We start from the raw sequence: 22,723 nt of genomic DNA, 5'->3' as shown, positions 1-22,723 counted from the left end.
CGTGCGCAGAAAAACTCGAGGGGCGCCGGGTAAGCGCGTTCGTTCAAAGTCATCCATGAGCCGAATGTCGAGATTTCTTCGCGGTGATGTTGGGTGCATCAGTCGAGCGTCAAGCGGGTGGACTGCGGTAACAGTCCTGCTTTTTCGGGCCGTGGGTCTCGTCGTAGAGCAGTCGGCCGTCGTGACTCTGTGGTCAGCGGGCGGCATTATACATAGGTAGCTGGCAATCTGCCGATGGTTCATAGGTAACGATTATCGTCCATTGGTCTAAAGGTCGCAGGGGCGAGGGGGGCGTAGAGTCTCGCACCGTGCTTGAGTTTGGCGCTTTTCCCTTTGCTTTCAGACTTGTACGTCGCGAACTGTGCAGCTTTGCGGCAGATGGTTGGAACATAGGGTTTGCGTGCCGATTTAACTGGGGTACGCTCGAACGAAGCCAGATGTTCAATCCAAACAATGGAGTTCAGCATGGGATACAAGAAGATTCAGGTTCCAGCAGTCGGCGACAAAATCACCGTCAACGCAGACCATTCTCTCAATGTTCCTAACAACCCGATCATCCCCTTCATCGAAGGCGATGGTATTGGCGTTGATATCAGCCCGGTAATGATCAAGGTTGTCGATGCTGCTGTTAAGAAGGCTTACGGCGGCGAGCGCAAAATTTCCTGGATGGAAGTCTACGCCGGGGAGAAAGCGACTCAGGTTTACGATCAGGACACCTGGCTGCCCCAGGAAACCCTGGACGCAGTCAAAGATTACGTGGTTTCCATCAAGGGGCCTCTGACCACCCCGGTCGGTGGCGGCATCCGTTCCCTGAACGTGGCCCTGCGTCAGCAACTCGACCTTTATGTCTGCCTGCGCCCTGTGCGCTGGTTCGAAGGCGTGCCTAGCCCGGTCAAGAAGCCAGGCGACGTCGACATGACGATCTTCCGTGAGAACTCGGAAGACATCTACGCCGGTATCGAGTGGAAAGCCGGTTCGCCGGAAGCGACCAAAGTCATCAAGTTCCTTAAAGATGAAATGGGCGTCACCAAGATCCGTTTCGACGAAAACTGCGGTATCGGCATCAAGCCGGTTTCGCTGCAAGGCACCAAGCGTCTGGCGCGCAAAGCCCTGCAGTATGTGGTCGACAACGACCGCGACTCGCTGACCATCGTGCACAAAGGCAACATCATGAAGTTCACCGAAGGTGCCTTCAAGGAATGGGCCTACGAAGTGGCGGCTGAAGAGTTCGGCGCGACCCTGCTCGATGGCGGTCCGTGGATGCAGTTCAAAAACCCGAAAACCGGCAAGAACGTTATCGTCAAGGATGCCATCGCCGACGCCATGCTCCAGCAGATCCTGCTGCGCCCGGCCGAATACGATGTGATCGCGACCCTGAACCTGAACGGCGACTACCTCTCCGACGCCCTGGCGGCGGAAGTGGGTGGTATCGGTATCGCACCGGGCGCCAACCTGTCTGACACCATTGCGATGTTCGAAGCGACCCACGGTACTGCGCCGAAGTACGCTGGCAAGGACCAGGTCAACCCGGGTTCCCTGATCCTGTCCGCAGAGATGATGCTGCGTCACATGGGCTGGACCGAAGCGGCTGATCTGATCATCAAGGGCACCAACGGCGCGATCTCCGCCAAGACCGTGACCTATGACTTCGAACGACTGATGGAAGGCGCGAAACTGCTGTCTTCGTCCGCGTTTGGTGATGCGCTGATTTCGCACATGTAAGCGAATAGGCATAAAAAAACCGCCTTCGGGCGGTTTTTTTTATGACTGGATGACGGGTTGTATTAACTCGATACAGTTTCTTGCTGGAGGGCAGGGGCGGCCTGCTCGTTCTCCGTTGTAGCGGGCATGATCTTCACGGCATGCAACCCTTTGGGGCCCTGAACAATCTCGAAATTCACAGCTTGCCCAGCCTTGAGAGTCCTGTACCCGTTCATCTCAATGGCCGAGTAGTGGGCAAAGAAATCAATAAGATGACCGTCTTCGTCACGACCTTCCCTGGCATCGGTGTTAATGAAACCGAACCCCTTGGCATTGTTGAACCATTTCACCTTGCCGACTGACATACCCATATCCCTCTGCAACAGACTCCATCACTGGAGTATCATCCAGTTCATCCGCAGTCATTTCCTGGAAATAAGATTGACTCCGCGGACCTTTTTTACCCACTGTGGGCTCTATTGGTTGTAACACCGTTTTGCCGATAGTCAAGGTGACCGGGCAGTCGGAGTTGAAATCGTCCATAGCCGCCCCCACCACTGTATTTGAACAACAGACGAACCTTTCTTTCCATGCATGCAATCAGCCAGATTCGACTAACATTCAATCAGGATCGCCCGGCTCTCCAAAAAGAACACCCGGGGACTCACGACGACGATTCCGCAGGCATTGCTGTTCAGGAGGCAAAGCCTGCTTTACAGGCGCCGCCGATGTACAAGGTGGTTTTGTTCAATGATGACTACACACCGATGGATTTCGTCGTCGAAGTGCTCGAGGTGTTTTTTAACCTGAATCGGGAGCTGGCGACCAAGGTCATGCTGGCCGTCCACACAGAAGGACGGGCAGTATGTGGAGTGTTTACCCGCGACATCGCCGAGACTAAGGCCATGCAGGTCAACCAGTACGCCAGGGAAAGCCAGCATCCGCTACTCTGTGAAATCGAGAAGGACGGTTAATCGCCGACCACTTGGGTATGAGGTGAAGCTATGTTAAACCGCGAGCTCGAAGTCACCCTCAATCTTGCCTTCAAGGAGGCACGTTCGAAGCGTCATGAATTCATGACCGTCGAACACCTCCTGCTGGCCCTATTGGACAATGAGGCTGCCGCCACCGTTTTGCGTGCCTGCGGCGCAAACCTCGACAAACTCAAGCACGATCTGCAGGAGTTCATCGACTCCACCACGCCATTGATCCCCGTTCATGACGAGGATCGTGAGACCCAGCCAACCCTGGGCTTCCAGCGTGTTCTGCAACGTGCTGTCTTTCACGTACAGAGCTCGGGCAAACGCGAAGTGACTGGCGCAAACGTGCTGGTCGCGATCTTCAGTGAGCAAGAGAGTCAGGCAGTGTTCCTGCTGAAACAGCAGAGCGTTGCGCGCATCGATGTCGTCAACTACATCGCACACGGCATTTCCAAAGTGCCGGGGCATGGCGATCACTCTGAAGGTGAGCAAGATATGCAGGACGACGAGGGCGGTGAGTCTTCTTCTTCAGGCAATCCCCTGGATGCTTATGCCAGCAACCTCAACGAACTCGCGCGCCAGGGTCGAATCGATCCATTGGTAGGCCGCGAGCTGGAAGTCGAGCGCGTCGCGCAGATCCTGGCGCGTCGTCGCAAAAACAATCCGCTGCTGGTGGGCGAGGCGGGCGTGGGTAAAACCGCGATTGCCGAAGGCCTGGCCAAGCGCATTGTCGACAACCAGGTGCCTGACCTGCTGGCCAACAGCGTGGTGTATTCCCTCGATCTGGGGGCCTTGCTGGCCGGGACCAAATACCGCGGCGATTTCGAGAAGCGCTTCAAGGCGTTGCTCAATGAGCTGAAAAAACGTCCGCAGGCGATCCTGTTCATCGACGAAATCCACACCATCATTGGTGCGGGTGCCGCGTCCGGTGGGGTCATGGATGCCTCGAACCTGCTCAAGCCGCTGCTGTCGTCGGGTGATATCCGTTGCATCGGCTCGACCACGTTCCAGGAATTCCGCGGGATCTTCGAGAAGGACCGTGCGTTGGCCCGGCGCTTCCAGAAGGTCGACGTGTCGGAACCTTCGGTGGAAGACACCATTGGCATCCTGCGCGGCCTGAAAGGTCGTTTCGAAGCGCATCACAACATCGAATACAGCGATGAGGCGTTGCGTGCGGCTGCCGAACTGGCCTCACGCTATATCAATGACCGGCACATGCCGGACAAGGCCATCGACGTCATCGACGAGGCGGGCGCCTACCAGCGTCTGCAGCCAATCGAGAAACGCGTGAAGCGCATCGAAGTGCCTCAGGTCGAGGACATCGTCGCGAAAATCGCGCGGATTCCGCCTAAGCACGTCACCAGCTCCGACAAAGAGCTGCTGCGTAACCTTGAGCGTGACCTGAAGCTGACCGTATTTGGCCAGGATGCCGCAATCGACTCACTGTCGACCGCGATCAAACTGTCCCGTGCCGGCCTCAAGTCGCCTGACAAGCCTGTCGGTTCGTTCCTGTTCGCAGGGCCTACCGGTGTCGGTAAAACCGAAGCGGCGCGTCAGTTGGCCAAGGCATTGGGCATCGAGCTGGTTCGCTTCGACATGTCCGAGTACATGGAGCGCCACACCGTATCGCGTCTGATCGGTGCGCCTCCAGGCTATGTCGGGTTCGATCAGGGCGGCCTGCTGACCGAAGCCATCACCAAGCAGCCTCACTGCGTGCTGTTGCTCGATGAGATCGAGAAGGCGCATCCGGAAGTCTTCAACCTGCTGCTGCAGGTCATGGACCACGGTACGCTGACCGATAACAACGGGCGCAAGGCGGACTTCCGTAACGTGATCGTCATCATGACGACCAACGCCGGCGCCGAAACCGCGGCTCGCGCTTCGATCGGTTTCACCCATCAGGACCATTCGTCCGATGCGATGGAAGTGATCAAGAAGAGCTTCACGCCAGAGTTCCGTAATCGTCTGGACACCATTATCCAGTTTGGTCGCCTCAGCCATGAGGTCATCAAAAGCGTGGTGGACAAGTTCCTTACCGAGCTTCAGGCGCAGCTGGAAGACAAGCGCGTGCAGCTGGAGGTGACGGACGCGGCGCGCAGCTGGCTGGCAGCGGGTGGCTACGACTCGGCGATGGGTGCTCGACCAATGGCGCGTTTGATTCAAGACAAGATCAAGCGTCCACTGGCGGAAGAGATCCTCTTTGGCGAACTGGCCGACCATGGTGGTGTGGTTCACATCGATCTCAAGGACGGCGAGCTGACCTTCGACTTCGAGACCACGGCTGAAATGGCCTGACGTTAACCGCAACAAAGCAAAAGGCGCCGAAAGGCGCCTTTTTGCTGTCCGGGGTGATCGTTCCCACGCTCTGCGTGGGAATGCCTCAACGGACGCTCTGCGTTCGGCTTTAGAAGGGACGCGGAGCGTCCCGGGCTGCATTCCCACGCGGAGCGTGGGAACGATCAATGTGTGGGGCGTTAAATCGCAGGCACACAAAAACGCCCGGCATAAACCGGGCGTTTTGTATTGACTTGATTAGCGAGCGCGGTAAGTGATGCGCCCTTTGCTCAAGTCATAGGGCGTCAGCTCGACGCGCACTTTGTCGCCGGTAAGAATACGAATGTAATTCTTGCGCATCTTGCCGGAGATATGCGCGGTTACGACGTGCCCATTTTCCAACTCCACACGAAACATGGTGTTGGGCAGGGTGTCGACGACAGTGCCTTCCATTTCGAAGCTGTCTTCTTTCGACATGCAGTAAAGCCCTCGGTGTCCAATGAATGGCCCGGTGCAACTGCGCCAGGCAAAAGCGGCGTGCATTGTGCCCGAAAAATGGGGTTTACGCCAAGGGGTTTACGGCTTGCTCTAGTTCAGGATGACCCAGCGCTGATTAATCAGCAGTTCGATAGGGCGATATTGAGTCTTGTAGCTCATCTTTTTGCAGTTTTTGATCCAATAACCCAGGTAGACCGCTTCCAGCCCCAGTCGTCGGGCCTCGGCGATTTGCCAGAGAATCGCATAACGCCCCAGGCTGCGGCGTTCTTCGGCGGGCTCGTAGAAGGTGTAGACGGCCGACAGGCCGTTCGGCAGCAAGTCGGTGACGGCCACCGCCACCAGTCGTCCTTCGAGGCGAAATTCGTAGAATCGGGAAAACGGCAGGTCACGTACCAGGAACGTCGCAAACTGATCGCGACTTGGCGGGTACATATCGCCATCGGCGTGACGCTGCTCGATATACCGCTGATACAGGTCGAAATACTCTTCGCTGAACTGTGGCCTGGCAGGGCGCACCTGCAGGTCGACGTTGCGTTTGAAGATGCGTTTTTGCTGGCGGTTTGGAGAAAACTGCGCCACAGGGATGCGCGCCGGTACGCATGCATTGCAATTTTGACAATGAGGCCGGTAAAGATGATCGCCGCTACGACGGAAACCCATTTCAGACAGGTCTGCATAGACGTGCACATCCATGGGCTGACTAGGGTCGAGGAACAAGGTCGTGGCCTGCTCCTCGGGCAGATAACTGCAAGAGTGGGGCTGAGTGGCATAGAACTTCAAACGCGCCAACTCGGTCATGATCAACCCTCGGAATAAGGTTTTGAATTAAGTGTAAGCCACACGCGCAAAAGTCGCTCAGCAAACCCAGGTTGCGCGGCTGGGTTGGTCCAGATGCTGCGCAAGGTAGTCGGCAAACTCGCGGCGGGGAATCGCTCGGGCGCCGAGGCTGTGCAGATGGTCGGTCGGCATCTGGCAGTCGATCAGCACAAAGCCTGAGTCTTTCAGATGTCGGACCAGCGTGGCAAAGCCATATTTTGAGGCGTTGTCGGCACGACTGAACATGGACTCGCCGAAAAACAGCTGACCCATCGCCAGGCCGTAGAGCCCGCCGACCAGTTCACCCTGGTCCCAGACTTCCACCGAATGGGCGTAGCCGCGCCTGTGCAGCTCGAGGTAGGCGTTCTGCATGGCTTCTGTGATCCAGGTGCCGTCGGCGTAATCCCGAGGCGCGGCGCAAGCGCGGATCACCGCGGCAAAATCCTGATCAAAGGTCACTTGATAGCGTTGCTGGCGCAGCAATTTGTTCAGGCTGCGCGAGACATGCAGTTCGTCGGGAAACAGTACGGTGCGCGGATCCGGCGACCACCAGAGAATCGGCTGGCCTTCCGAGAACCACGGAAAACAGCCGTGGCGATAGGCCTGAATCAGACGATCGGCGGACAGATCCCCGCCCGCAGCCAACAGCCCGTTGGGGTCGCGCATGGCTTTTTCCAGGGGCGGGAAGGTCAGGGTGTTGCGTTGTAACCAAGTCAGCATGGCATCCGGGCTTGCAGAAGGGGAGGGCAGTGGTGGGCGGGTGGGCCCACCGTCAAGTGTGCCGTCAAACGACTGGAATGTCGTCGAGATACTTCTCGGCGTCCAGCGCAGCCATGCAACCGGCCCCGGCAGACGTCACGGCCTGGCGGTAAACGTGATCGGCCACGTCGCCGGCGGCAAACACCCCCGGAATTTCGGTGCTGGTAGCATCGCCTTCGCTGCCGCCCTTGACCAGCAAGTAGCCGTTACGCATTGTCAGCTGGCCTTCGAACAGGTCGGTGTTGGGTTTGTGGCCAATAGCGATGAACACGCCGGTCAGCGGTAATTCACTGGTTTCGTCAGTGTGGCTGTCCCGCAGGCGGGCGCCGGTCACCCCGCTGGCATCGCCCAGCACTTCATCCAGATTCTGGTTCCAGTGCAGACGGATGTTGCCTTTGGCGGCTTTTTCGAAGAGCTTGTCCTGAAGGATTTTCTCTGAGCGCAGCTTGTCGCGGCGGTGAATCAGGTGAACTTCCTTGGCGATGTTTGACAGGTACAGCGCTTCTTCAACTGCCGTGTTGCCGCCGCCAACGACTGCGACCACCTGATTGCGGTAGAAGAAACCGTCGCACGTCGCACAGGCCGAGACCCCTTTGCCGGCAAATGTCTCTTCCGATGGCAGCCCCAGGTATTGCGCCGAGGCGCCGGTGGCGATGATCAGCGCATCGCAGGTGTAAGTGCCGCTGTCGCCGATGAGTTCGAACGGGCGCTGTTGCAACTTGGCGGTGTGGATGTGGTCGTAGACGATCTCTGTGTGAAAACGCTCGGCGTGTTTTTGCATGCGTTCCATCAGTACCGGGCCGGTGAGGCCTTCGACATCACCGGGCCAGTTGTCGACTTCGACGGTGGTGGTGAGCTGGCCACCTGCCTGTATGCCGATAATGACAACGGGATTGAGGTTGGCGCGGGCGGCATAAACGGCAGCGCTGTAACCGGCGGGGCCGGAACCCAGAATGATCAGGCGGGAATGCTTCGCTTCGCTCATAAAAACACCTCATAAGCCTTTGTCACAAAAGAGAATGCATGCTCAAATTGAACCGCGCGTTATGTGCCTGTTGGCTATGCTACACCTTGGGTTTCAAGCATGGCATCGGACGAACAAACCCGTACAATGCCTGCCTGTAACAGCGTTTGTAATAAAATATGCATTGCGCGCCGTGTTTATAAAAACCGGAGCGTAGTGTTAAAAGTAGTCCCGGTTACGCCTGTTAACTTTTTTACCTGCCTGGATTGGGCAGTTTTTTATAGTCATTCAACAGATGGACGCGCCATAGGCGCAGGAAAAGAAGCGTTTTGAAGAAATCCACCGCAGCACCAAAAACAGTCGTTCCGCTCTGGCGCCAGCAATTGCACTACCGGCTCAAGGAAGGTGCATTGATCGCCATCGGCGGCTTGTGCCTGTTCCTGATGATGGCCTTGTTGACCTACGGCAAGGACGATCCGGGCTGGAGCCATAACAGCAAGATCGACGATGTGCAGAATTTCGGCGGACCGGTCGGCTCCTACAGCGCCGACATCCTGTTCATGGTGTTGGGTTATTTCGCCTACATCTTCCCGCTGTTGCTGGCGATCAAGGCTTATCAAATCTTCCGTCAACGCCACGAGCAGTGGGAGTGGAGCGGCTGGCTGTTTTCCTGGCGCCTGATCGGCCTGGTGTTTCTGGTGCTCTCGGGTGCGGCCCTGGCCCATATCCATTTTCACGCCGCGACCGGTCTGCCGGCCGGCGCTGGCGGTGCTTTGGGCGAAAGCCTCGGTGATCTGGCCAGGAACGCCCTGAATATCCAGGGCAGTACGCTGTTGTTCATCGCATTGTTCCTGTTTGGCCTGACGGTGTTCACCGACCTGTCGTGGTTCAAAGTGATGGACCTCACCGGCAAGATTACCCTCGACCTGTTCGAACTGTTTCAGGGCGCGGCCAACCGCTGGTGGGCGGCCCGTGTCGAGCGCAAACAATTGGTTGCGCAGCTGCGTGAAGTCGATGATCGCGTGCATGACGTGGTCGCGCCGACCGTCACCGACAAACGCGAGCAAGCCAAGGTCAAGGAACGCCTGATCGAACGTGAGCAAGCCCTGAGCAAACACATGTCGGACCGCGAAAAGCAGGTGCCGCCGGTGATTGCCCCTGCGCCGCCCAAGCCAGCGGCGCCGAGCAAACGCGTGGAAAAAGAGAAACAGGCGCATTTGTTCGTCGACAGTGCCGTCGAAGGCACCTTGCCGCCGATCTCGATTCTCGACCCGGCAGAAAAGAAACAACTCAATTATTCGCCTGAATCCCTGGCTGCGGTTGGCCACTTGCTGGAAATCAAGCTCAAGGAATTCGGCGTCGAAGTGTCGGTGGATTCGATTCACCCCGGCCCGGTGATTACCCGTTACGAAATCCAGCCGGCGGCCGGCGTCAAGGTCAGCCGCATCTCCAACCTGGCGAAAGACCTGGCACGTTCCCTGGCCGTGACCAGCGTGCGCGTGGTGGAAGTGATTCCGGGTAAGACCACCGTCGGTATCGAGATTCCTAACGAAGACCGCCAGATCGTGCGTTTCTCCGAAGTGCTGTCGACCCCCGAGTACGACAACTTCAAGTCGCCGGTCACTTTGGCCCTGGGGCACGACATCGGTGGCAAACCGGTCATCACCGACCTGGCGAAAATGCCCCACTTGCTGGTAGCCGGTACTACCGGTTCCGGTAAATCGGTGGGCGTGAACGCGATGATCCTGTCGATCCTGTTCAAGTCTGGCCCGGAAGACGCCAAGCTGATCATGATCGACCCGAAAATGCTTGAACTGTCGATCTACGAAGGCATTCCGCACCTGTTGTGCCCGGTCGTGACCGACATGAAGGACGCCGCCAACGCCCTGCGCTGGAGCGTGGCGGAGATGGAGCGCCGCTACAAACTGATGGCGAAGATGGGCGTGCGTAACCTGTCGGGCTTCAATGCCAAGGTCAAGGAAGCCCAGGACGCCGGTGAGCCGTTGACCGATCCGTTGTACAAGCGCGAAAGCATTCACGACGAAGCGCCGCTGTTGACCAAGCTGCCGACCATCGTCGTGGTGGTGGACGAATTCGCCGACATGATGATGATCGTCGGCAAGAAGGTTGAAGAACTGATCGCCCGTATCGCCCAGAAGGCCCGTGCCGCCGGTATCCACTTGATCCTCGCGACCCAGCGTCCGTCGGTTGACGTGATCACCGGTCTGATCAAGGCCAACATTCCGACCCGTATGGCGTTCCAGGTGTCGAGCAAGATCGATTCGCGCACCATCATCGACCAGGGCGGCGCCGAGCAACTGTTGGGTCACGGTGACATGCTCTACATGCCACCGGGCACCAGTCTGCCGATCCGTGTTCACGGCGCTTTCGTCTCCGATGACGAGGTTCACCGGGTGGTCGAGGCCTGGAAACTGCGCGGCGCACCGGAATACAACGACGAGATTCTCGCTGGTGTCGAAGAGCCGGGTAGTGGCTTTGAAGGCAGCAGCGGTGGCGACGACGACAGTGAATCCGACGCGCTCTACGACGAAGCGGTGCAGTTCGTACTGGAAAGCCGTCGTGCGTCCATCTCTGCGGTTCAGCGCAAGCTGAAAATCGGCTACAACCGCGCCGCGCGCATGATCGAGGCCATGGAAATGGCTGGGGTCGTGACGTCCATGAATACCAACGGTTCGCGTGAAGTCCTGGCCCCGGGCCCGGTACGCGACTGAATTGATTGAAACGCGGTGGCGTAATGACGCGCCATCGCACCCCCACGAATGTTATGAGGACTCCCATGCGTCTTATCCGCATGCTGTTGCTGCCGGTTTTGGCTTTGACCACGCTCTCGGCCCACGCCGATGACAAGGACGTGGCGCGTCTGACCCAATTGCTGGAAAAATCCCAGACCCTGACCGCACGTTTCTCCCAGCTGACCCTCGACGGCAGCGGTACCCAATTGCAGGAAACCGCGGGTGAAATGTCCTTGCAGCGTCCGGGCTTGTTTTACTGGCACACCAATGCGCCGGCCGAACAAACGATGGTCTCCGACGGCAAGAAGGTGACGTTGTGGGATCCGGATCTGGAGCAGGCCACCATCAAGAACCTCGATCAGCGCCTGACCCAGACGCCAGCCTTGCTGCTGTCCGGTGATGTGTCCAAGATCAGCCAGAGCTTCGACATCAGCGCCAAGGAAGCCGGCGGCGTGATCGACTTCACCTTGAAGCCGAAAACCAAGGACACCCTGTTCGACAGCCTGCGCCTGTCGTTCCGTAACGGCCTGGTCAATGACATGCAGATGATCGACAGCGTCGGTCAGCGCACCAACATCCTGTTCACCGGGGTGAAAGCCAACGAGCCGATTCCGGCGTCGAAGTTCAAGTTCGACATCCCTAAAGGGGCGGACGTGATTCAAGAGTAAGACGCAAAACCTGTGGGAGCGAGCCTGCTCGCGATGGCGGCATTACATTCAACATCAATGTTGACTGACCTGACGCTATCGCGAGCAGGCTCGCTCCCACAGGGATCGGCGGTGTTCAGATTATTGACTGATAGTCAGTGAGGTTTCATAAGTAGTGATGGACCTGTTTCGCAGTGCCCCGATAGCTCAACCTTTGGCAGCACGCCTGCGTGCGGCCAACCTGGACGAGTACGTCGGTCAGGAACACCTGCTCGCTCGCGGCAAGCCTTTGCGCGAGGCGCTGGAGCAGGGTGCCTTGCACTCGATGATTTTCTGGGGCCCGCCGGGTGTGGGCAAGACCACCCTGGCGCGGCTGCTGGCGGAAGTCTCGGATGCGCACTTCGAAACGGTTTCGGCGGTACTGGCCGGCGTGAAGGAAATCCGTCAGTCGGTGGAAATCGCCAAGCAGCAAGCCGGGCAATACGGCCGGCGGACCATCCTGTTTGTCGACGAAGTGCACCGCTTCAACAAGTCCCAGCAGGACGCTTTCCTGCCGTACGTTGAAGACGGCACGCTGATTTTTATCGGCGCCACCACGGAAAACCCCTCATTCGAACTCAACAACGCGTTGCTCTCCCGGGCGCGCGTCTACGTGCTCAAAAGTCTCGACGAAGCGGCCCTGCGCAAGCTGGTGCATCGCGCGCTGACGGAAGAGCGTGGCCTGGGCAAGCGGCAACTGACCCTCAGCGATGAAGGCTTCCAGATGTTGCTGTCGGCCGCCGATGGCGATGGCCGGCGTCTGCTCAACCTGCTGGAAAACGCCTCGGACCTGGCTGAAGACAACAGCGAGATCGGCGTCGATCTCCTGCAAAGCCTGCTCGGTGATACCCGCCGGCGTTTCGACAAGGGCGGCGAAGCGTTTTACGACCAGATTTCCGCGCTGCATAAATCCGTGCGCGGCTCCAACCCCGACGGCGCACTGTACTGGTTCGCACGAATGATCGACGGCGGTTGCGATCCGTTGTACCTGGCCCGGCGCGTGGTGCGCATGGCCAGCGAAGACATCGGTAACGCAGACCCCCGCGCCCTGAGCCTGTGCCTGGCGGCGTGGGAAGTGCAGGAACGCCTTGGCAGCCCTGAAGGCGAATTGGCGGTGGCCCAGGCCATCACCTATCTGGCTTGCGCGCCGAAAAGCAACGCGGTGTACATGGGTTTCAAAGCCGCGATGCGCAGCGCCACCGAACACGGTTCATTGGAAGTGCCGCTGCACCTGCGCAACGCGCCGACCAAGCTGATGAAGCAACTCGGTTATGGCGACGAATACCGTTACGCCCACGATGAGCCGGACGCTTACGCCGCTGGCGAAGACTATTTCCCGGAAGAACTCGAGCCGCAACCGTTCTATCAGCCAGTGCCGCGTGGCCTGGAGCTGAAGATCGGCGAGAAGCTCAATCACCTTGCGCAACTTGACCGTCTCAGCCCCCGGCAGCGGAGAAAATAGTGATCCCTTTGATCGTTGCTGTTTCTGTGGGCGGTATCGCCGGAACGCTTTTGCGCTTTGCCACGGGTAACTGGATCAACGCTAATTGGCCGCGGCACTTCTATACCGCGACGCTGGCCGTTAATATCGTCGGCTGTTTGCTGATCGGCGTTCTATACGGTCTGTTTTTAATACGCCCGGAGGTGCCGATTGAGGTGCGCGCCGGGTTGATGGTCGGCTTCCTCGGGGGGCTGACGACTTTTTCATCTTTTTCACTGGACACGGTGCGCCTGCTGGAAACCGGGCAAATGCCGCTCGCTATTGTCTATGCTGCCATCAGCGTATTCGGTGGGCTGCTCGCTACCTGGGCTGGCCTGTCCTTGACCAAACTTTGATAACGAGAGACCGACATGCTCGATTCCAAACTGTTACGTAGCAACCTTCAGGACGTAGCGGACCGCCTGGCATCCCGTGGTTACACGCTGGATGTTGCGCGCATCGAAGCGCTGGAAGAACAGCGCAAGACCGTCCAGACCCGCACCGAAGCACTGCAGGCTGACCGTAATGCGCGCTCCAAATCCATCGGCCAGGCCAAGCAGCGCGGCGAAGACATCGCGCCGCTGATGGCGGACGTCGAGCGCATGGCGAATGAATTGAGCGCCGGTAAAGTCGAGCTGGACGCGATCCAGACCGATCTGGATTCGATCCTGCTCGGCATCCCGAACCTGCCGCACGAATCCGTACCGATCGGTGATGACGAAGACGGCAACGTCGAAGTGCGCCGTTGGGGCACACCGACCGCGTTCGATTTCCCGGTTCAGGACCACGTCGCCCTGGGCGAGAAATTCGGCTGGCTGGACTTCGAAACCGCCGCCAAGCTGTCCGGCGCCCGTTTCGCCCTGTTACGCGGCCCGATTGCGCGTATGCACCGCGCCCTGGCGCAGTTCATGATCAACCTGCACACCAGCGAACACGGTTACGAAGAGGCCTACACGCCTTATCTGGTTCAAGCGCCGGCGTTGCAAGGCACGGGTCAGTTGCCGAAGTTCGAAGAAGACCTGTTCAAGATCACTCGCGAAGGTGAAGCCGATCTGTACCTGATTCCGACCGCCGAAGTGTCGCTGACCAACATCGTCGCTGGCGAAATCGTCGATTCGAAACGGCTGCCGATCAAGTTCGTCGCCCACACGCCATGCTTTCGCAGTGAAGCCGGTGCCTCGGGTCGCGATACGCGCGGCATGATTCGTCAGCACCAGTTCGACAAGGTTGAAATGGTTCAGATCGTTGAGCCGTCGACCTCGATGGAAGCGCTGGAAGGCCTGACGGCCAACGCCGAAAAAGTCCTGCAATTGCTCGAACTGCCTTATCGCACTATTGCGCTGTGCACTGGCGACATGGGCTTCAGCGCGGTCAAGACCTACGACCTGGAAGTGTGGATCCCGAGCCAGGACAAATACCGCGAGATTTCGTCGTGCTCCAACTGCGGCGACTTCCAGGCTCGCCGCATGCAAGCACGTTTCCGTAACCCGGAAACCGGCAAGCCTGAACTGGTTCACACCCTGAACGGTTCCGGCCTGGCGGTCGGTCGTACCCTGGTGGCGGTGCTGGAAAACTATCAGCAAGCCGACGGTTCGATCCGTGTGCCGGACGTGCTGAAACCGTACATGGGTGGCCTCGAGGTCATCGGCTAAATGGACTATCTGCCGCTGTTCCATAACCTTCGCGGCAGTCGTGTCTTGGTCGTCGGCGGGGGGGAGATTGCCTTGCGCAAATCCCGCCTGCTGGCCGAAGCCGGTGCGCTGCTGCGGGTGGTCGCACCTGAAATCGAACCGCAACTGCGCGAACTGGTTGCCGGTAGCGGTGGCGAATGTCTGGTGCGAGGCTACGTTGAATCGGACCTGGACGGTTGCGGGCTGATCATCGCCGCCACCGACGACGAACCGCTGAACGCGCAAGTCTCCGCCGATGCCCATCGGCGTTGCGTGCCGGTCAACGTGGTGGACGCGCCAGCCTTGTGCAGCGTGATCTTCCCGGCGATCGTCGACCGTTCTCCTTTGATCGTAGCGGTCTCCAGCGGCGGCGATGCGCCGGTGCTGGCGCGGTTGATCCGCGCCAAACTGGAAACCTGGATTCCTTCCACCTACGGTCAACTGGCCGGCCTGGCCGCACGTTTTCGCAGCCAGGTCAAACACCTGTTCCCGGATGTGCAGCAGCGTCGGGCGTTCTGGGAAGATGTGTTCCAGGGCCCAATTGCCGACCGACAACTGGCCGGGCAGGGCGCCGAAGCCGAGCGCTTGATGCTGGCGAAAATTGCCGGTGAAGCACCGAATGCAACGGGCGAAGTCTATTTGGTGGGCGCCGGTCCGGGTGATCCCGACCTGCTGACCTTCCGTGCCTTGCGTCTGATGCAGCAAGCCGATGTGGTGCTGTATGACCGCTTGGTGGCGCCGGCGATTCTGGATTTGTGCCGTCGCGATGCCGAGCGGATTTACGTCGGCAAGCGTCGCGCCGATCACGCTGTGCCGCAGGATCAGATCAACCAGCAATTGGTGGATTTGGCCAAGCAGGGCAAGCGGGTCGTGCGATTGAAGGGCGGTGATCCGTTCATCTTCGGTCGCGGCGGTGAAGAGATCGAAGAACTGGCGGCCCATGGCATCCCGTTCCAGGTGGTGCCGGGTATCACCGCGGCCAGCGGTTGCGCGGCGTATGCCGGAATTCCGCTGACGCACCGTGATTACGCGCAGTCTGTGCGTTTTGTCACCGGGCACCTGAAGGACGGTTCCACCGATTTGCCGTGGGCCGACCTGGTCGCGCCGGCGCAAACCCTGGTGTTTTACATGGGGTTGGTGGGGTTGCCGATCATTTGCGAACAGTTGATCAAGCATGGTCGCGCAGCGGATACGCCAGCGGCGTTGATCCAGCAGGGCACCACGGTCAATCAACGGGTGTTTACCGGCACGTTGGCCGATTTGCCAAGTCTGGTGGCGGAGCATGAAGTGCATGCGCCGACGCTGGTGATCGTTGGTGAAGTGGTGCAGTTGCGCGAGAAACTGGCGTGGTTCGAGGGTGCGCAGGCGCAAGTCTGAACACCGAGTCGCTCCATTCGCGAGCAAGCCCGCTCCCACATTTGACCGAGTTCTAACTGAAGAATACGGTTGAATGTGGGAGCGGGCTTGCTCGCGAAGGGGCCCTCAAAACCGCCCAGTATGTCAGATCAGGCCTGGCTCTTAAGCCAAACCCCTTTCCCGCTCAACCGCTCCCGATCATGCGGCGCTGTGAAATCCTGCGCCGGCCCTTTCGGCACGATCCCCGTCGGATTGATGGTCTTGTGGCTGCCGTAGTAGTGATTCTTGATGTGCTCGAAGTTCACCGTCTCGGCAATCCCCGGCCACTGATAAATCTCCCGCAGCCAGTTCGACAGATTCGGATAATCGGCAATCCGCCGCAGGTTGCACTTGAAGTGCCCGTAATACACCGCGTCAAAGCGAATCAACGTGGTGAACAGCCGAATATCCGCTTCGGTCAGGTACTCACCCGCCAAATAGCGATTGGCACCCAACAGCTGTTCCAGCCGATCAAGCTCCTCGAACAACCCGTCGAACGCTTCTTCATAAGCCTTCTGCGCTGTGGCAAATCCTGCGCGATACACGCCATTGTTCACCGTCGGATAAATCCGTTCGTTCAGCGCATCGATTTCGCCCCGCAGCGGCGCAGGGTAGAAATCCAGGTCATTACCCGTCAAATCATCGAAGGCGCCATTGAACATGCGGATGATCTCCGCCGATTCATTGTTGACGATGCGATTCTGCTGTTTGTCCCAGAGCACCGGCACGGTGACGCGGCCGGTGTAGTCGGCGGTATCGGCGGTGTAGCGCTGGTGCATGAAATTGAAATGATCGAGCTTGTCCCCGGTCGATCCGAGGTTCTGGTCGAAGGTCCAGCCGTTTTCCAGCATCAACCAACTGACCACCGAGACGTCGATGAGGCTTTCGAGGCCTTTGAGTTTGCGCAGGATCAGCGTGCGGTGAGCCCATGGACAGGCGAGGGACACGTAGAGGTGATAACGACCGGCCTCGGCCGCAAAGCCACCAACACCTGTCGGGCCAGGTTTGCCATCGGTGGTCAGCCAGTTACGACGCTGCGCTTGTTCACGCTGGAACGCGCCATCCTTGCTGCTTTCGTACCACTGGTCGTGCCAGCGGCCTTCAACTAACAAACCCATGTCCAAGACTCCTCAACCAATAAGCGTTGGAGAGGAGTCTATTCGCATAGGTTCGATTAAAAAGCGCAAAGGTTGGGCGCTTATGATCGGTTATATCGATTTGTCCCGCGCATCCCAATACTGCTGGGCGGTTTCGAAGGCCTGCTCACGGGGTTGGCCGAGGCCGCGCAAGGCCAGGGCCATGGTCGAGATCAGTGCCATTTGCGGATAGCTGTCGACTACGTCGCCACGCCACACGGCTTTCAAGTGCTCGGGATCGAGGGTGGCCGGTTTGACGTGGCGTTGTGCCGACAGCTGCGGCCATTCCTCGTCCCAGCTTTCGCCGCCAGTGGTGCCGTACAAGTGACTGTCGGCGTCTGGGTTGATCTCGATTTCGCCGCCGTCGCCTTTCACCACGATCGCGGTATCGCCGAGCAAGCCGCTGGCATCGCGATGCACCGCCTGGTAACCGGGGTGGAAAATGCTTTGCAGGCCACAGCGGGCACTCAACGGGTTGAGAATCCGCGTCAGGGAATGGATCGGCGAGCGCAGGCCCAAGGTGTTGCGCAGGTCGATCATTCGTTGCAGCTGCGGTGCCCAATCCACCAGCGGCATGAAGGCCAGGCTGCCGTTATCCAGTGCGTCGCCGACCTGCTGCCAGTCGCGGCACAACGGGATCTTCAACTCATCCAGCAGTTGCTCGCTGTAGAGCCTACCGGCCGTGTGCGCGCCGCCGCCATGCATGAAAATCCGCACGCCATTCTGTGCCAGACACTTGGCGGCCAGCAGGTACCAAGGCAGATGGCGTTTCTTGCCGGCATATGTCGGCCAGTCCAGATCGACGGCCAGTGCCGGCGGATTCAACCGTTCACGCAAGGCTTCGGTAAACCCGGCCATTTCCTCGGCGCTTTCTTCCTTGTGCCGCAACAGCATCAGGAACGCGCCGAGTTGGGTGTCTTCGACCTTGTGGTCGAGCACCATGCCCATGGCTTCGCGGGCTTCCTCGCGGGTCAAGTCGCGGGCGCCGCGCTTGCCTTTGCCGAGAATGCGCACGAACTGGGCGAACGGGTGTTCGGCGGGTGTTTCGAGGGTCAGCGCAGTGTAGTCGGTCATAAGCAATTCGTCGGTTTGGGCAGGCCCGCCAGTTTCGCGGCGAGTTTGGCAGGGGTGCCTTTGAACAGTCGGTTCAGGTGCAGGCTGTTGCCCTTTTCCGGGCCCAGCTTCGTTGCTGTGTACTTGATCAGCGGACGGGTGGCCGGCGACAGCTGGAATTCGGCGTAGAAGCTGCGCAGCAGTTCGAGGATCTCCCAGTGTTCGGGGCTCAACTCGATGTCTTCGGCGGCGGCCAGGGCGCTGGCCACTTCGCAGGACCAGTCGCTCAGTTCGACCAGGAAACCGTCCTTGTCCAGCTCGATGGCGCGTGCGCCGACCGTCAGGGATTTCATAGCCAACTGTTGACCTTGTCGTAGTGAATCGACAGCTCGACGAAGGCCGGGTAATCGATGGCCTTGGCCGTGTCAGGAATCTCCAGCGCGCGAGCCTGGGCGTCTTCGGCCAGTACGAACAGTTTCGGGCTGCGGGCGTTCAGCGCTTTGAACGGCGCGGTCCCTGGTTGCAACGCATAAACCGCGTCGCCAGTCAGCAGCAGCGCATCGTCAGCACCCATCAAGCGCAGGCAACTGGTCAGGCGATCGTCGCCGAACGGGGAATGAGACAACACATGCAAAGTCGACATCAGAGGGTGATCACCTGGTCGTAACGGTCAATAAGTGCGGTGATTTCGTGGGCGGCCAGCACCTGCGCTTCTTCCAGCGCCAAGCCGGCCGGGTTCAGACCCCGTTGCACAACGCTGTCGGCACAGACAAACAGTTCGTCGACACCGAACATTGGCAAGGCTTGCAGATTGGCACTGAGGTCCTTCTGCTGGAGGGCCTTGGCGTCCTGTTTCGCGGCGAGCTGGAACACTCCGTCATCGAGAAACAGCAGGCCGATCGGCAGATCGAAGGCGCCGCCGGCCAGCACGATGTCCAGCGCTTCCCGCGCACTCGGCCCGGACCAGGGCGCCTGACGGCTGATAATCAGCAAGGATTTAGCCATCTCACGCGCCTCCAAAACAGATCAGGCGGTCAGCATCCTGCACCGCGTCATGCAGCTGGCCCAGGCCAGACAATTCCCACGGCGCGCCCACCGCCACAGCTTGACGCTGATAGCGCCCGGCTTCTTCTTCATTCAGCACGCCACGACGCAGGGCGGCTGCGATACACACGACGCCGTCCAGTTGATGCTCGGTGACGAAGTTGCGCCATTGCTTGGGCAAGTCCTGCTCATCCTGCGGCGTGACCACGCTGCCGGAGGCGTTGTAGACGCCGTCCTGGTAGAAAAACAGCCGAACAATCTCATGCCCACCGGCCAGCGCAGCCTGGGCAAACAGCAGGGCGCGGCGCGAGGAGGGCGCATGGGCGGCGGAAAACAGCGCGATGGCGAATTTCATGACGGACTCGATCAGCAAAACTGCGGCCATGATAAAGCTTTATCGCCGGGGCGGCGAAGGGCTTTGCCGCGAGATGGTGTGTCAGGTGCACCCAATTCGATCAACCACCGATCAGCGCGGCATGTAACCCAATTGCCAGCGCTGCGGGATTTTCAGCGACAGCAACCCGACCGCGCCGGCCAGCAGACCGCTGACAAACAAAGCCTTGAGCCCCAGGTGATGTTCCAGCAAGGCGCCGATTACCGCGCCGGCAAACATCCCGGTCCAGGGAATCAATTGCACGCGCCAGCCGTTACGCCGTTCGCCGAGCATCCAGCGTCCCAGCCCACGGCCGAAGCGCGACAGGGCGCCGGTGACGTAGGTCAGGCCGACCGGCAGTCCGTTCACTTCTTCCACGGCGGCATTGAGCATGCCCATGGCGATGATCGTCGCCAGAAGCGCCGGCAATTGTTCGTCGTAGGGCCAGGCAGCGGCGCCGCAGAGCAGCGTGGCGATGCACAGCAGCAAGGGCAGCGCCCGACGGCCGCCGAGGCGACTGACGACAATGCCCAAGGCGTTGCCGACGACGAAGGTGCCGACGAGGATCACCAGGCGCAACGTGAGGCCCAGGTCGCCGTCGCTGATGGCGACCGCGAGGCGGGTGGTGTTGCCGCTCATGAACGAGACGAAATCACCGCTGGCCATGAAGCCGATGGCGTCGGTCATGCCGGCGAGCACCGAGAGGCTGGCCACCAGCGACATGCCGATGCGTCCGCGCCATTTGCGGGTATGCAGGTGGCCCGGGCTGGCGCGGTCAGTTGAGAGGGATGGCAACATCAGCGAAGGTCGTCCTCAGGCAGCGACTGAAATAGTCACTTACTCAATCCATATAACTCGCAATACTCCCGCCAGTCCATGCCGGCCATCTCGGCCACTTCCTTGTGCACTTCCAGGCGCTGCGCCTGATAGTCCTCGGGCGTCGCGGCGGTCAGTTGCAGTGTCAGCTCCCAGGCAAACAATCCCAGGCGCTCGGCCTCGGCTTCGAAGGCTTCATGCAAGCGTTCGTCGCGGTACTGCGCCGCGGTCTCGCCCTTGGCCTGAGCCAACAGCGGGTTGAGGTTGTCGAGTTCGACGCGCAGTTCAGGGCGCTCATCGAGAAACTTCTTCAGCGCTTGCTCGTGTTGCTGTTCGGTTGCCGCCATGGTCGCTCCTTGAGGCTGGATTACGAAGACTGCTTCTTGCTGGCCTTGGCCGCTGCTGCCAGGCACTCGAGGGCAAACTGCTCGGGGTACGTCATCTGGATTGGCGTGGTTTCACCCTTGACGGTTCTTTCGCCGTCGAGGATGTAACGAATTCGCTTGTCGGTGACGCCAATCCGCTTGGCAATCCAGGACGGCGTCTGACCGATCTGGCTGATCAGTTTGTCGGCATATTCAGCGGTCGGTTTGTAGTATTCGGCGTTGGGTGTCATGACCTTTCCAGAAAATAAGCCCGGAAAAACGGGCGATGCGGTGTTAATGGCGCGACAGGGTGCGCGAATCGTCACTCGGTGTCGCGGTATAAATGAAGTAAAGCAGAACGATACGCCGTGCCGCGGTGATACAGTCCGCTTTTTCTTGATGAGCGAATGCAATGCGAATTCTGATGGTGGCGCTGGCCGTAACGTTGCTGGCGGGATGCGCGGGCTCGGCGATGAACGACGCCCGCACTGGAACCCCGTACAAAACCCTGACGTCGGACAAACCGGAAAAAGTAGTTGCCCAGTGTGTGCAGTTTTCCTGGCAGGATGAGGCGGTGTTCGGTGTCGATGCTGGCGCGTATTTGCAGCCTGGCGAGAAGGGCGGCACCACCGTTTACACGCGTTCGGCGGAGTCCTTTGTGGACGTGAAGACTGACGCTTCCGCTACCGTGCTGAATTATTACGCGCAGCATGACGACTTTGTGGCCAAGCGCCGACTGGCGGCGTTGGCGACCTGCCTCTGATTCTTTGGATTGACGCAAACCCCTGTGGGAGCGGGCTTGCTCGCGAAGAGGCCGGTACATTCAACATCTCTGTTGACTGACACACCGCCTTCGCGAGCAAGCCCGGTCCCACAGTTGTTCTGTGTTGATTATGAAAATGGGGTTTGCTCCCGCCGGGTCAGGTTTCGTTTTTCAGGCGCTTCTGGAAAAAGAAGCGCTTGTGGCCCGGTGGGTAGTCGGTGATCTGGCCTAGCTCGCTGTAGCCGAGCTTGCGGTAGAACTCCGGTGCCTGGAAGTCGAAGGTGTCGAGCCAGACTCCGATGCATTCCTTTTCCCGTGCCAGGTCTTCAGCCATTTGCATCAGTTTCGTGCCCATGCCCTGTCCCCGGGCCTGTTCAGGCACCGACAACAGGTCGATATACAACCATTGGTAAAACACCCGACCGTGAAGCCCGCCGAGAATCTCGCCGCTTTCGTCACGCACCAGCAAGGCAACGGGCTCCTGAGTCGAGACACCGGCCTTTGCGGCGTTATAGGCGCGCAACGGCAGCAGGATTGCCTGGCGTTCTTCATCCGTGGGGTTTTGCGATCGTTCGATTCGCAGCGTCATCAGCTATTTCCTTATGGCCAGAGGGAAAACATTTCCAAGACTATCGCGTCACCTGGTCGTTGTTCCAGTCTTGAGGTGGAACCGTCGTTCGGGCGCAGATGTCTAGGCTAAACAGCGTCAATTCTGAACGCGATCCATGAGGACAATCCGTGAATATTTTCGAAGCCTTGCGCGAAAGCCACGACCGCCAACGTATCTACGCCGATGCGCTGATCCAGACCAGCGGCGACACCCCCGAACGGGTCGAGGCTTACAAGCAGCTCAAGTCCGAACTTCAGGCCCACGAAACCGCTGAAGAGCGGCATTTCTACATTCCGCTGATGGAGTTCGATAACGGCGTCGACCTCAGCCGTCATGCGATTGCCGAACATCATGAGATGGATGAAATGATGGAAGCACTCGACGAAACCGAGATGTCCAGCCCGGCCTGGCTGGTCGCCGCGAAGAAGCTCGCCGAGAAGGTCAATCACCACCTGGAAGAGGAGGAGCAGAAGTTCTTCCAGATGGCCGGCAAGCTACTCGACGACAAACAGAAAGTGACGCTCGCGGGTCAGTATGAGAAGGAATACAAGGCTCAGCTGTCTTAGCGTCGGCCTTTCGTTTTCGCC

General features: G+C 59.1%; 26 protein-coding genes. 11 read left to right on the top strand and 15 right to left on the bottom strand.

Features of this window, described 5'->3' with window-relative positions; all coding sequences use genetic code 11:
• Positions 1 to 465 precede the first annotated feature (465 nt).
• Positions 466 to 1,722 (top strand): NADP-dependent isocitrate dehydrogenase, encoded by a 1,257-nt coding sequence (gene icd / locus PFAS1_RS01160; RefSeq protein WP_008146904.1) that lies wholly within the window; start codon positions 466 to 468, stop codon positions 1,720 to 1,722.
• A 62-nt stretch (positions 1,723 to 1,784) separates the two neighbouring features.
• Here the strand turns inward: icd and PFAS1_RS01155 are convergent, their stop codons facing one another.
• Positions 1,785 to 2,066: a cold shock domain-containing protein gene (locus PFAS1_RS01155; protein ID WP_076031480.1), complete on the bottom strand. Its 282-nt coding sequence runs from the start codon at positions 2,064 to 2,066 to the stop codon at positions 1,785 to 1,787.
• 225 nt (positions 2,067 to 2,291) lie between these two features.
• On the opposite strand from PFAS1_RS01155, the gene clpS reads away from it, so the two are divergent.
• Together clpS and clpA are read left to right on the top strand one after the other, a co-directional pair.
• Positions 2,292 to 2,675: an ATP-dependent Clp protease adapter ClpS gene (clpS, locus tag PFAS1_RS01150; RefSeq protein ID WP_076027909.1), complete on the top strand. Its 384-nt coding sequence runs from the start codon at positions 2,292 to 2,294 to the stop codon at positions 2,673 to 2,675.
• Positions 2,676 to 2,705: 30 nt separating this feature from the next.
• On the top strand, positions 2,706 to 4,976 hold the full coding sequence (gene clpA, locus PFAS1_RS01145; protein WP_008146900.1) for an ATP-dependent Clp protease ATP-binding subunit ClpA: 2,271 nt from the start codon (positions 2,706 to 2,708) through the stop codon (positions 4,974 to 4,976).
• A 237-nt stretch (positions 4,977 to 5,213) separates the two neighbouring features.
• On the opposite strand, the gene infA is transcribed toward clpA, so the two are convergent.
• The 4 genes from infA to trxB all read right to left on the bottom strand — a co-directional run bounded on the left by infA (position 5,214) and on the right by trxB (position 8,013).
• Positions 5,214 to 5,432, bottom strand: a complete 219-nt coding sequence (infA, locus tag PFAS1_RS01140; protein ID WP_002553999.1) for a translation initiation factor IF-1 — start codon at positions 5,430 to 5,432, stop codon at positions 5,214 to 5,216.
• Between the two features lie 111 nt (positions 5,433 to 5,543).
• A complete protein-coding gene (locus tag PFAS1_RS01135) occupies positions 5,544 to 6,251 on the bottom strand; it encodes an arginyltransferase (protein WP_074878177.1) in 708 nt (235 codons plus the stop codon).
• A 57-nt stretch (positions 6,252 to 6,308) separates the two neighbouring features.
• A complete protein-coding gene (gene aat / locus PFAS1_RS01130) occupies positions 6,309 to 6,989 on the bottom strand; it encodes a leucyl/phenylalanyl-tRNA--protein transferase (protein ID WP_076027908.1) in 681 nt (226 codons plus the stop codon).
• Between the two features lie 64 nt (positions 6,990 to 7,053).
• A complete protein-coding gene (gene trxB, locus PFAS1_RS01125; RefSeq protein ID WP_076027907.1) occupies positions 7,054 to 8,013 on the bottom strand; it encodes a thioredoxin-disulfide reductase in 960 nt (319 codons plus the stop codon).
• 308 nt (positions 8,014 to 8,321) lie between these two features.
• On the opposite strand from trxB, the gene PFAS1_RS01120 reads away from it, so the two are divergent.
• The 6 genes from PFAS1_RS01120 (at position 8,322) to cysG (ending at position 15,958) form a co-directional block, all read left to right on the top strand.
• Positions 8,322 to 10,724, top strand: coding sequence for a DNA translocase FtsK (locus PFAS1_RS01120; protein ID WP_076027906.1), 2,403 nt, complete (start codon positions 8,322 to 8,324; stop codon positions 10,722 to 10,724).
• Positions 10,725 to 10,789: 65 nt separating this feature from the next.
• Positions 10,790 to 11,413, top strand: a complete 624-nt coding sequence (lolA, locus tag PFAS1_RS01115; protein WP_008154853.1) for an outer membrane lipoprotein periplasmic chaperone LolA — start codon at positions 10,790 to 10,792, stop codon at positions 11,411 to 11,413.
• Positions 11,414 to 11,570: 157 nt separating this feature from the next.
• Positions 11,571 to 12,893 carry a replication-associated recombination protein A gene (locus PFAS1_RS01110; protein WP_076027905.1) on the top strand — a complete coding sequence of 441 codons (1,323 nt, stop codon included), beginning with the start codon at positions 11,571 to 11,573 and terminating at the stop codon, positions 12,891 to 12,893.
• Positions 12,893 to 13,267: a fluoride efflux transporter CrcB gene (crcB, locus tag PFAS1_RS01105; RefSeq protein ID WP_074878168.1), complete on the top strand. Its 375-nt coding sequence runs from the start codon at positions 12,893 to 12,895 to the stop codon at positions 13,265 to 13,267. Before PFAS1_RS01110 ends, crcB begins: the two co-directional genes overlap by 1 nt.
• Positions 13,268 to 13,282: 15 nt before the next feature.
• Complete coding sequence (serS, locus tag PFAS1_RS01100; RefSeq protein ID WP_074878166.1) at positions 13,283 to 14,563, top strand: serine--tRNA ligase; 1,281 nt, start codon at positions 13,283 to 13,285, stop codon at positions 14,561 to 14,563.
• The gene (cysG, locus tag PFAS1_RS01095; protein ID WP_076027904.1) at positions 14,564 to 15,958 is read left to right on the top strand and encodes a siroheme synthase CysG; all 1,395 of its coding nucleotides are present in this window, start codon (positions 14,564 to 14,566) and stop codon (positions 15,956 to 15,958) included.
• Between the two features lie 128 nt (positions 15,959 to 16,086).
• On the opposite strand, the gene PFAS1_RS01090 is transcribed toward cysG, so the two are convergent.
• From PFAS1_RS01090 to PFAS1_RS01050, 9 genes are all read right to left on the bottom strand, one after another.
• Positions 16,087 to 17,094, bottom strand: coding sequence for a glutathione S-transferase family protein (locus tag PFAS1_RS01090; RefSeq protein WP_076027903.1), 1,008 nt, complete (start codon positions 17,092 to 17,094; stop codon positions 16,087 to 16,089).
• A gap of 90 nt (positions 17,095 to 17,184) precedes the next feature.
• Positions 17,185 to 18,186: a glycosyl transferase family protein gene (locus PFAS1_RS01085; RefSeq protein WP_076027902.1), complete on the bottom strand. Its 1,002-nt coding sequence runs from the start codon at positions 18,184 to 18,186 to the stop codon at positions 17,185 to 17,187.
• On the bottom strand, positions 18,183 to 18,518 hold the full coding sequence (locus tag PFAS1_RS01080) for a TusE/DsrC/DsvC family sulfur relay protein (RefSeq protein ID WP_074878158.1): 336 nt from the start codon (positions 18,516 to 18,518) through the stop codon (positions 18,183 to 18,185). The genes PFAS1_RS01085 and PFAS1_RS01080 overlap by 4 nt, the downstream gene beginning before the upstream one ends.
• Positions 18,515 to 18,808 (bottom strand): sulfurtransferase complex subunit TusB, encoded by a 294-nt coding sequence (tusB, locus tag PFAS1_RS01075; protein ID WP_076027901.1) that lies wholly within the window; start codon positions 18,806 to 18,808, stop codon positions 18,515 to 18,517. The genes PFAS1_RS01080 and tusB overlap by 4 nt, the downstream gene beginning before the upstream one ends.
• On the bottom strand, positions 18,808 to 19,170 hold the full coding sequence (gene tusC, locus PFAS1_RS01070; RefSeq protein WP_076027900.1) for a sulfurtransferase complex subunit TusC: 363 nt from the start codon (positions 19,168 to 19,170) through the stop codon (positions 18,808 to 18,810). The genes tusB and tusC overlap by 1 nt, the downstream gene beginning before the upstream one ends.
• A 1-nt stretch (position 19,171) precedes the next feature.
• Positions 19,172 to 19,564 carry a sulfurtransferase complex subunit TusD gene (gene tusD, locus PFAS1_RS01065; protein WP_076031479.1) on the bottom strand — a complete coding sequence of 131 codons (393 nt, stop codon included), beginning with the start codon at positions 19,562 to 19,564 and terminating at the stop codon, positions 19,172 to 19,174.
• Between the two features lie 111 nt (positions 19,565 to 19,675).
• Positions 19,676 to 20,380, bottom strand: a complete 705-nt coding sequence (locus PFAS1_RS01060) for a YoaK family protein (protein ID WP_076027899.1) — start codon at positions 20,378 to 20,380, stop codon at positions 19,676 to 19,678.
• A gap of 35 nt (positions 20,381 to 20,415) precedes the next feature.
• Positions 20,416 to 20,745, bottom strand: coding sequence for a DUF6388 family protein (locus PFAS1_RS01055; RefSeq protein ID WP_076027898.1), 330 nt, complete (start codon positions 20,743 to 20,745; stop codon positions 20,416 to 20,418).
• A 20-nt stretch (positions 20,746 to 20,765) separates the two neighbouring features.
• Positions 20,766 to 21,014 carry a hypothetical protein gene (locus tag PFAS1_RS01050; RefSeq protein WP_008154823.1) on the bottom strand — a complete coding sequence of 83 codons (249 nt, stop codon included), beginning with the start codon at positions 21,012 to 21,014 and terminating at the stop codon, positions 20,766 to 20,768.
• A gap of 161 nt (positions 21,015 to 21,175) precedes the next feature.
• Between PFAS1_RS01050 and PFAS1_RS01040 the strand changes: the two genes are divergently transcribed.
• The gene (locus PFAS1_RS01040; protein ID WP_008154821.1) at positions 21,176 to 21,526 is read left to right on the top strand and encodes a hypothetical protein; all 351 of its coding nucleotides are present in this window, start codon (positions 21,176 to 21,178) and stop codon (positions 21,524 to 21,526) included.
• Positions 21,527 to 21,683: 157 nt separating this feature from the next.
• Here PFAS1_RS01040 and PFAS1_RS01035 read toward each other — a convergent pair whose 3' ends face one another.
• On the bottom strand, positions 21,684 to 22,115 hold the full coding sequence (locus PFAS1_RS01035) for a GNAT family N-acetyltransferase (protein WP_076027897.1): 432 nt from the start codon (positions 22,113 to 22,115) through the stop codon (positions 21,684 to 21,686).
• A gap of 149 nt (positions 22,116 to 22,264) precedes the next feature.
• Between PFAS1_RS01035 and PFAS1_RS01030 the strand changes: the two genes are divergently transcribed.
• The gene (locus tag PFAS1_RS01030; RefSeq protein WP_076027896.1) at positions 22,265 to 22,702 is read left to right on the top strand and encodes a hemerythrin domain-containing protein; all 438 of its coding nucleotides are present in this window, start codon (positions 22,265 to 22,267) and stop codon (positions 22,700 to 22,702) included.
• The last annotated feature ends 21 nt before the right edge of the window (positions 22,703 to 22,723 follow it).

The organism is Pseudomonas frederiksbergensis, from assembly GCF_001952935.1.
Lineage (GTDB): Bacteria > Pseudomonadota > Gammaproteobacteria > Pseudomonadales > Pseudomonadaceae > Aquipseudomonas > Aquipseudomonas frederiksbergensis.
Note: the sequence above shows the minus strand (reverse complement) of the source record. Positions and strands in the feature narration are given on the sequence as shown.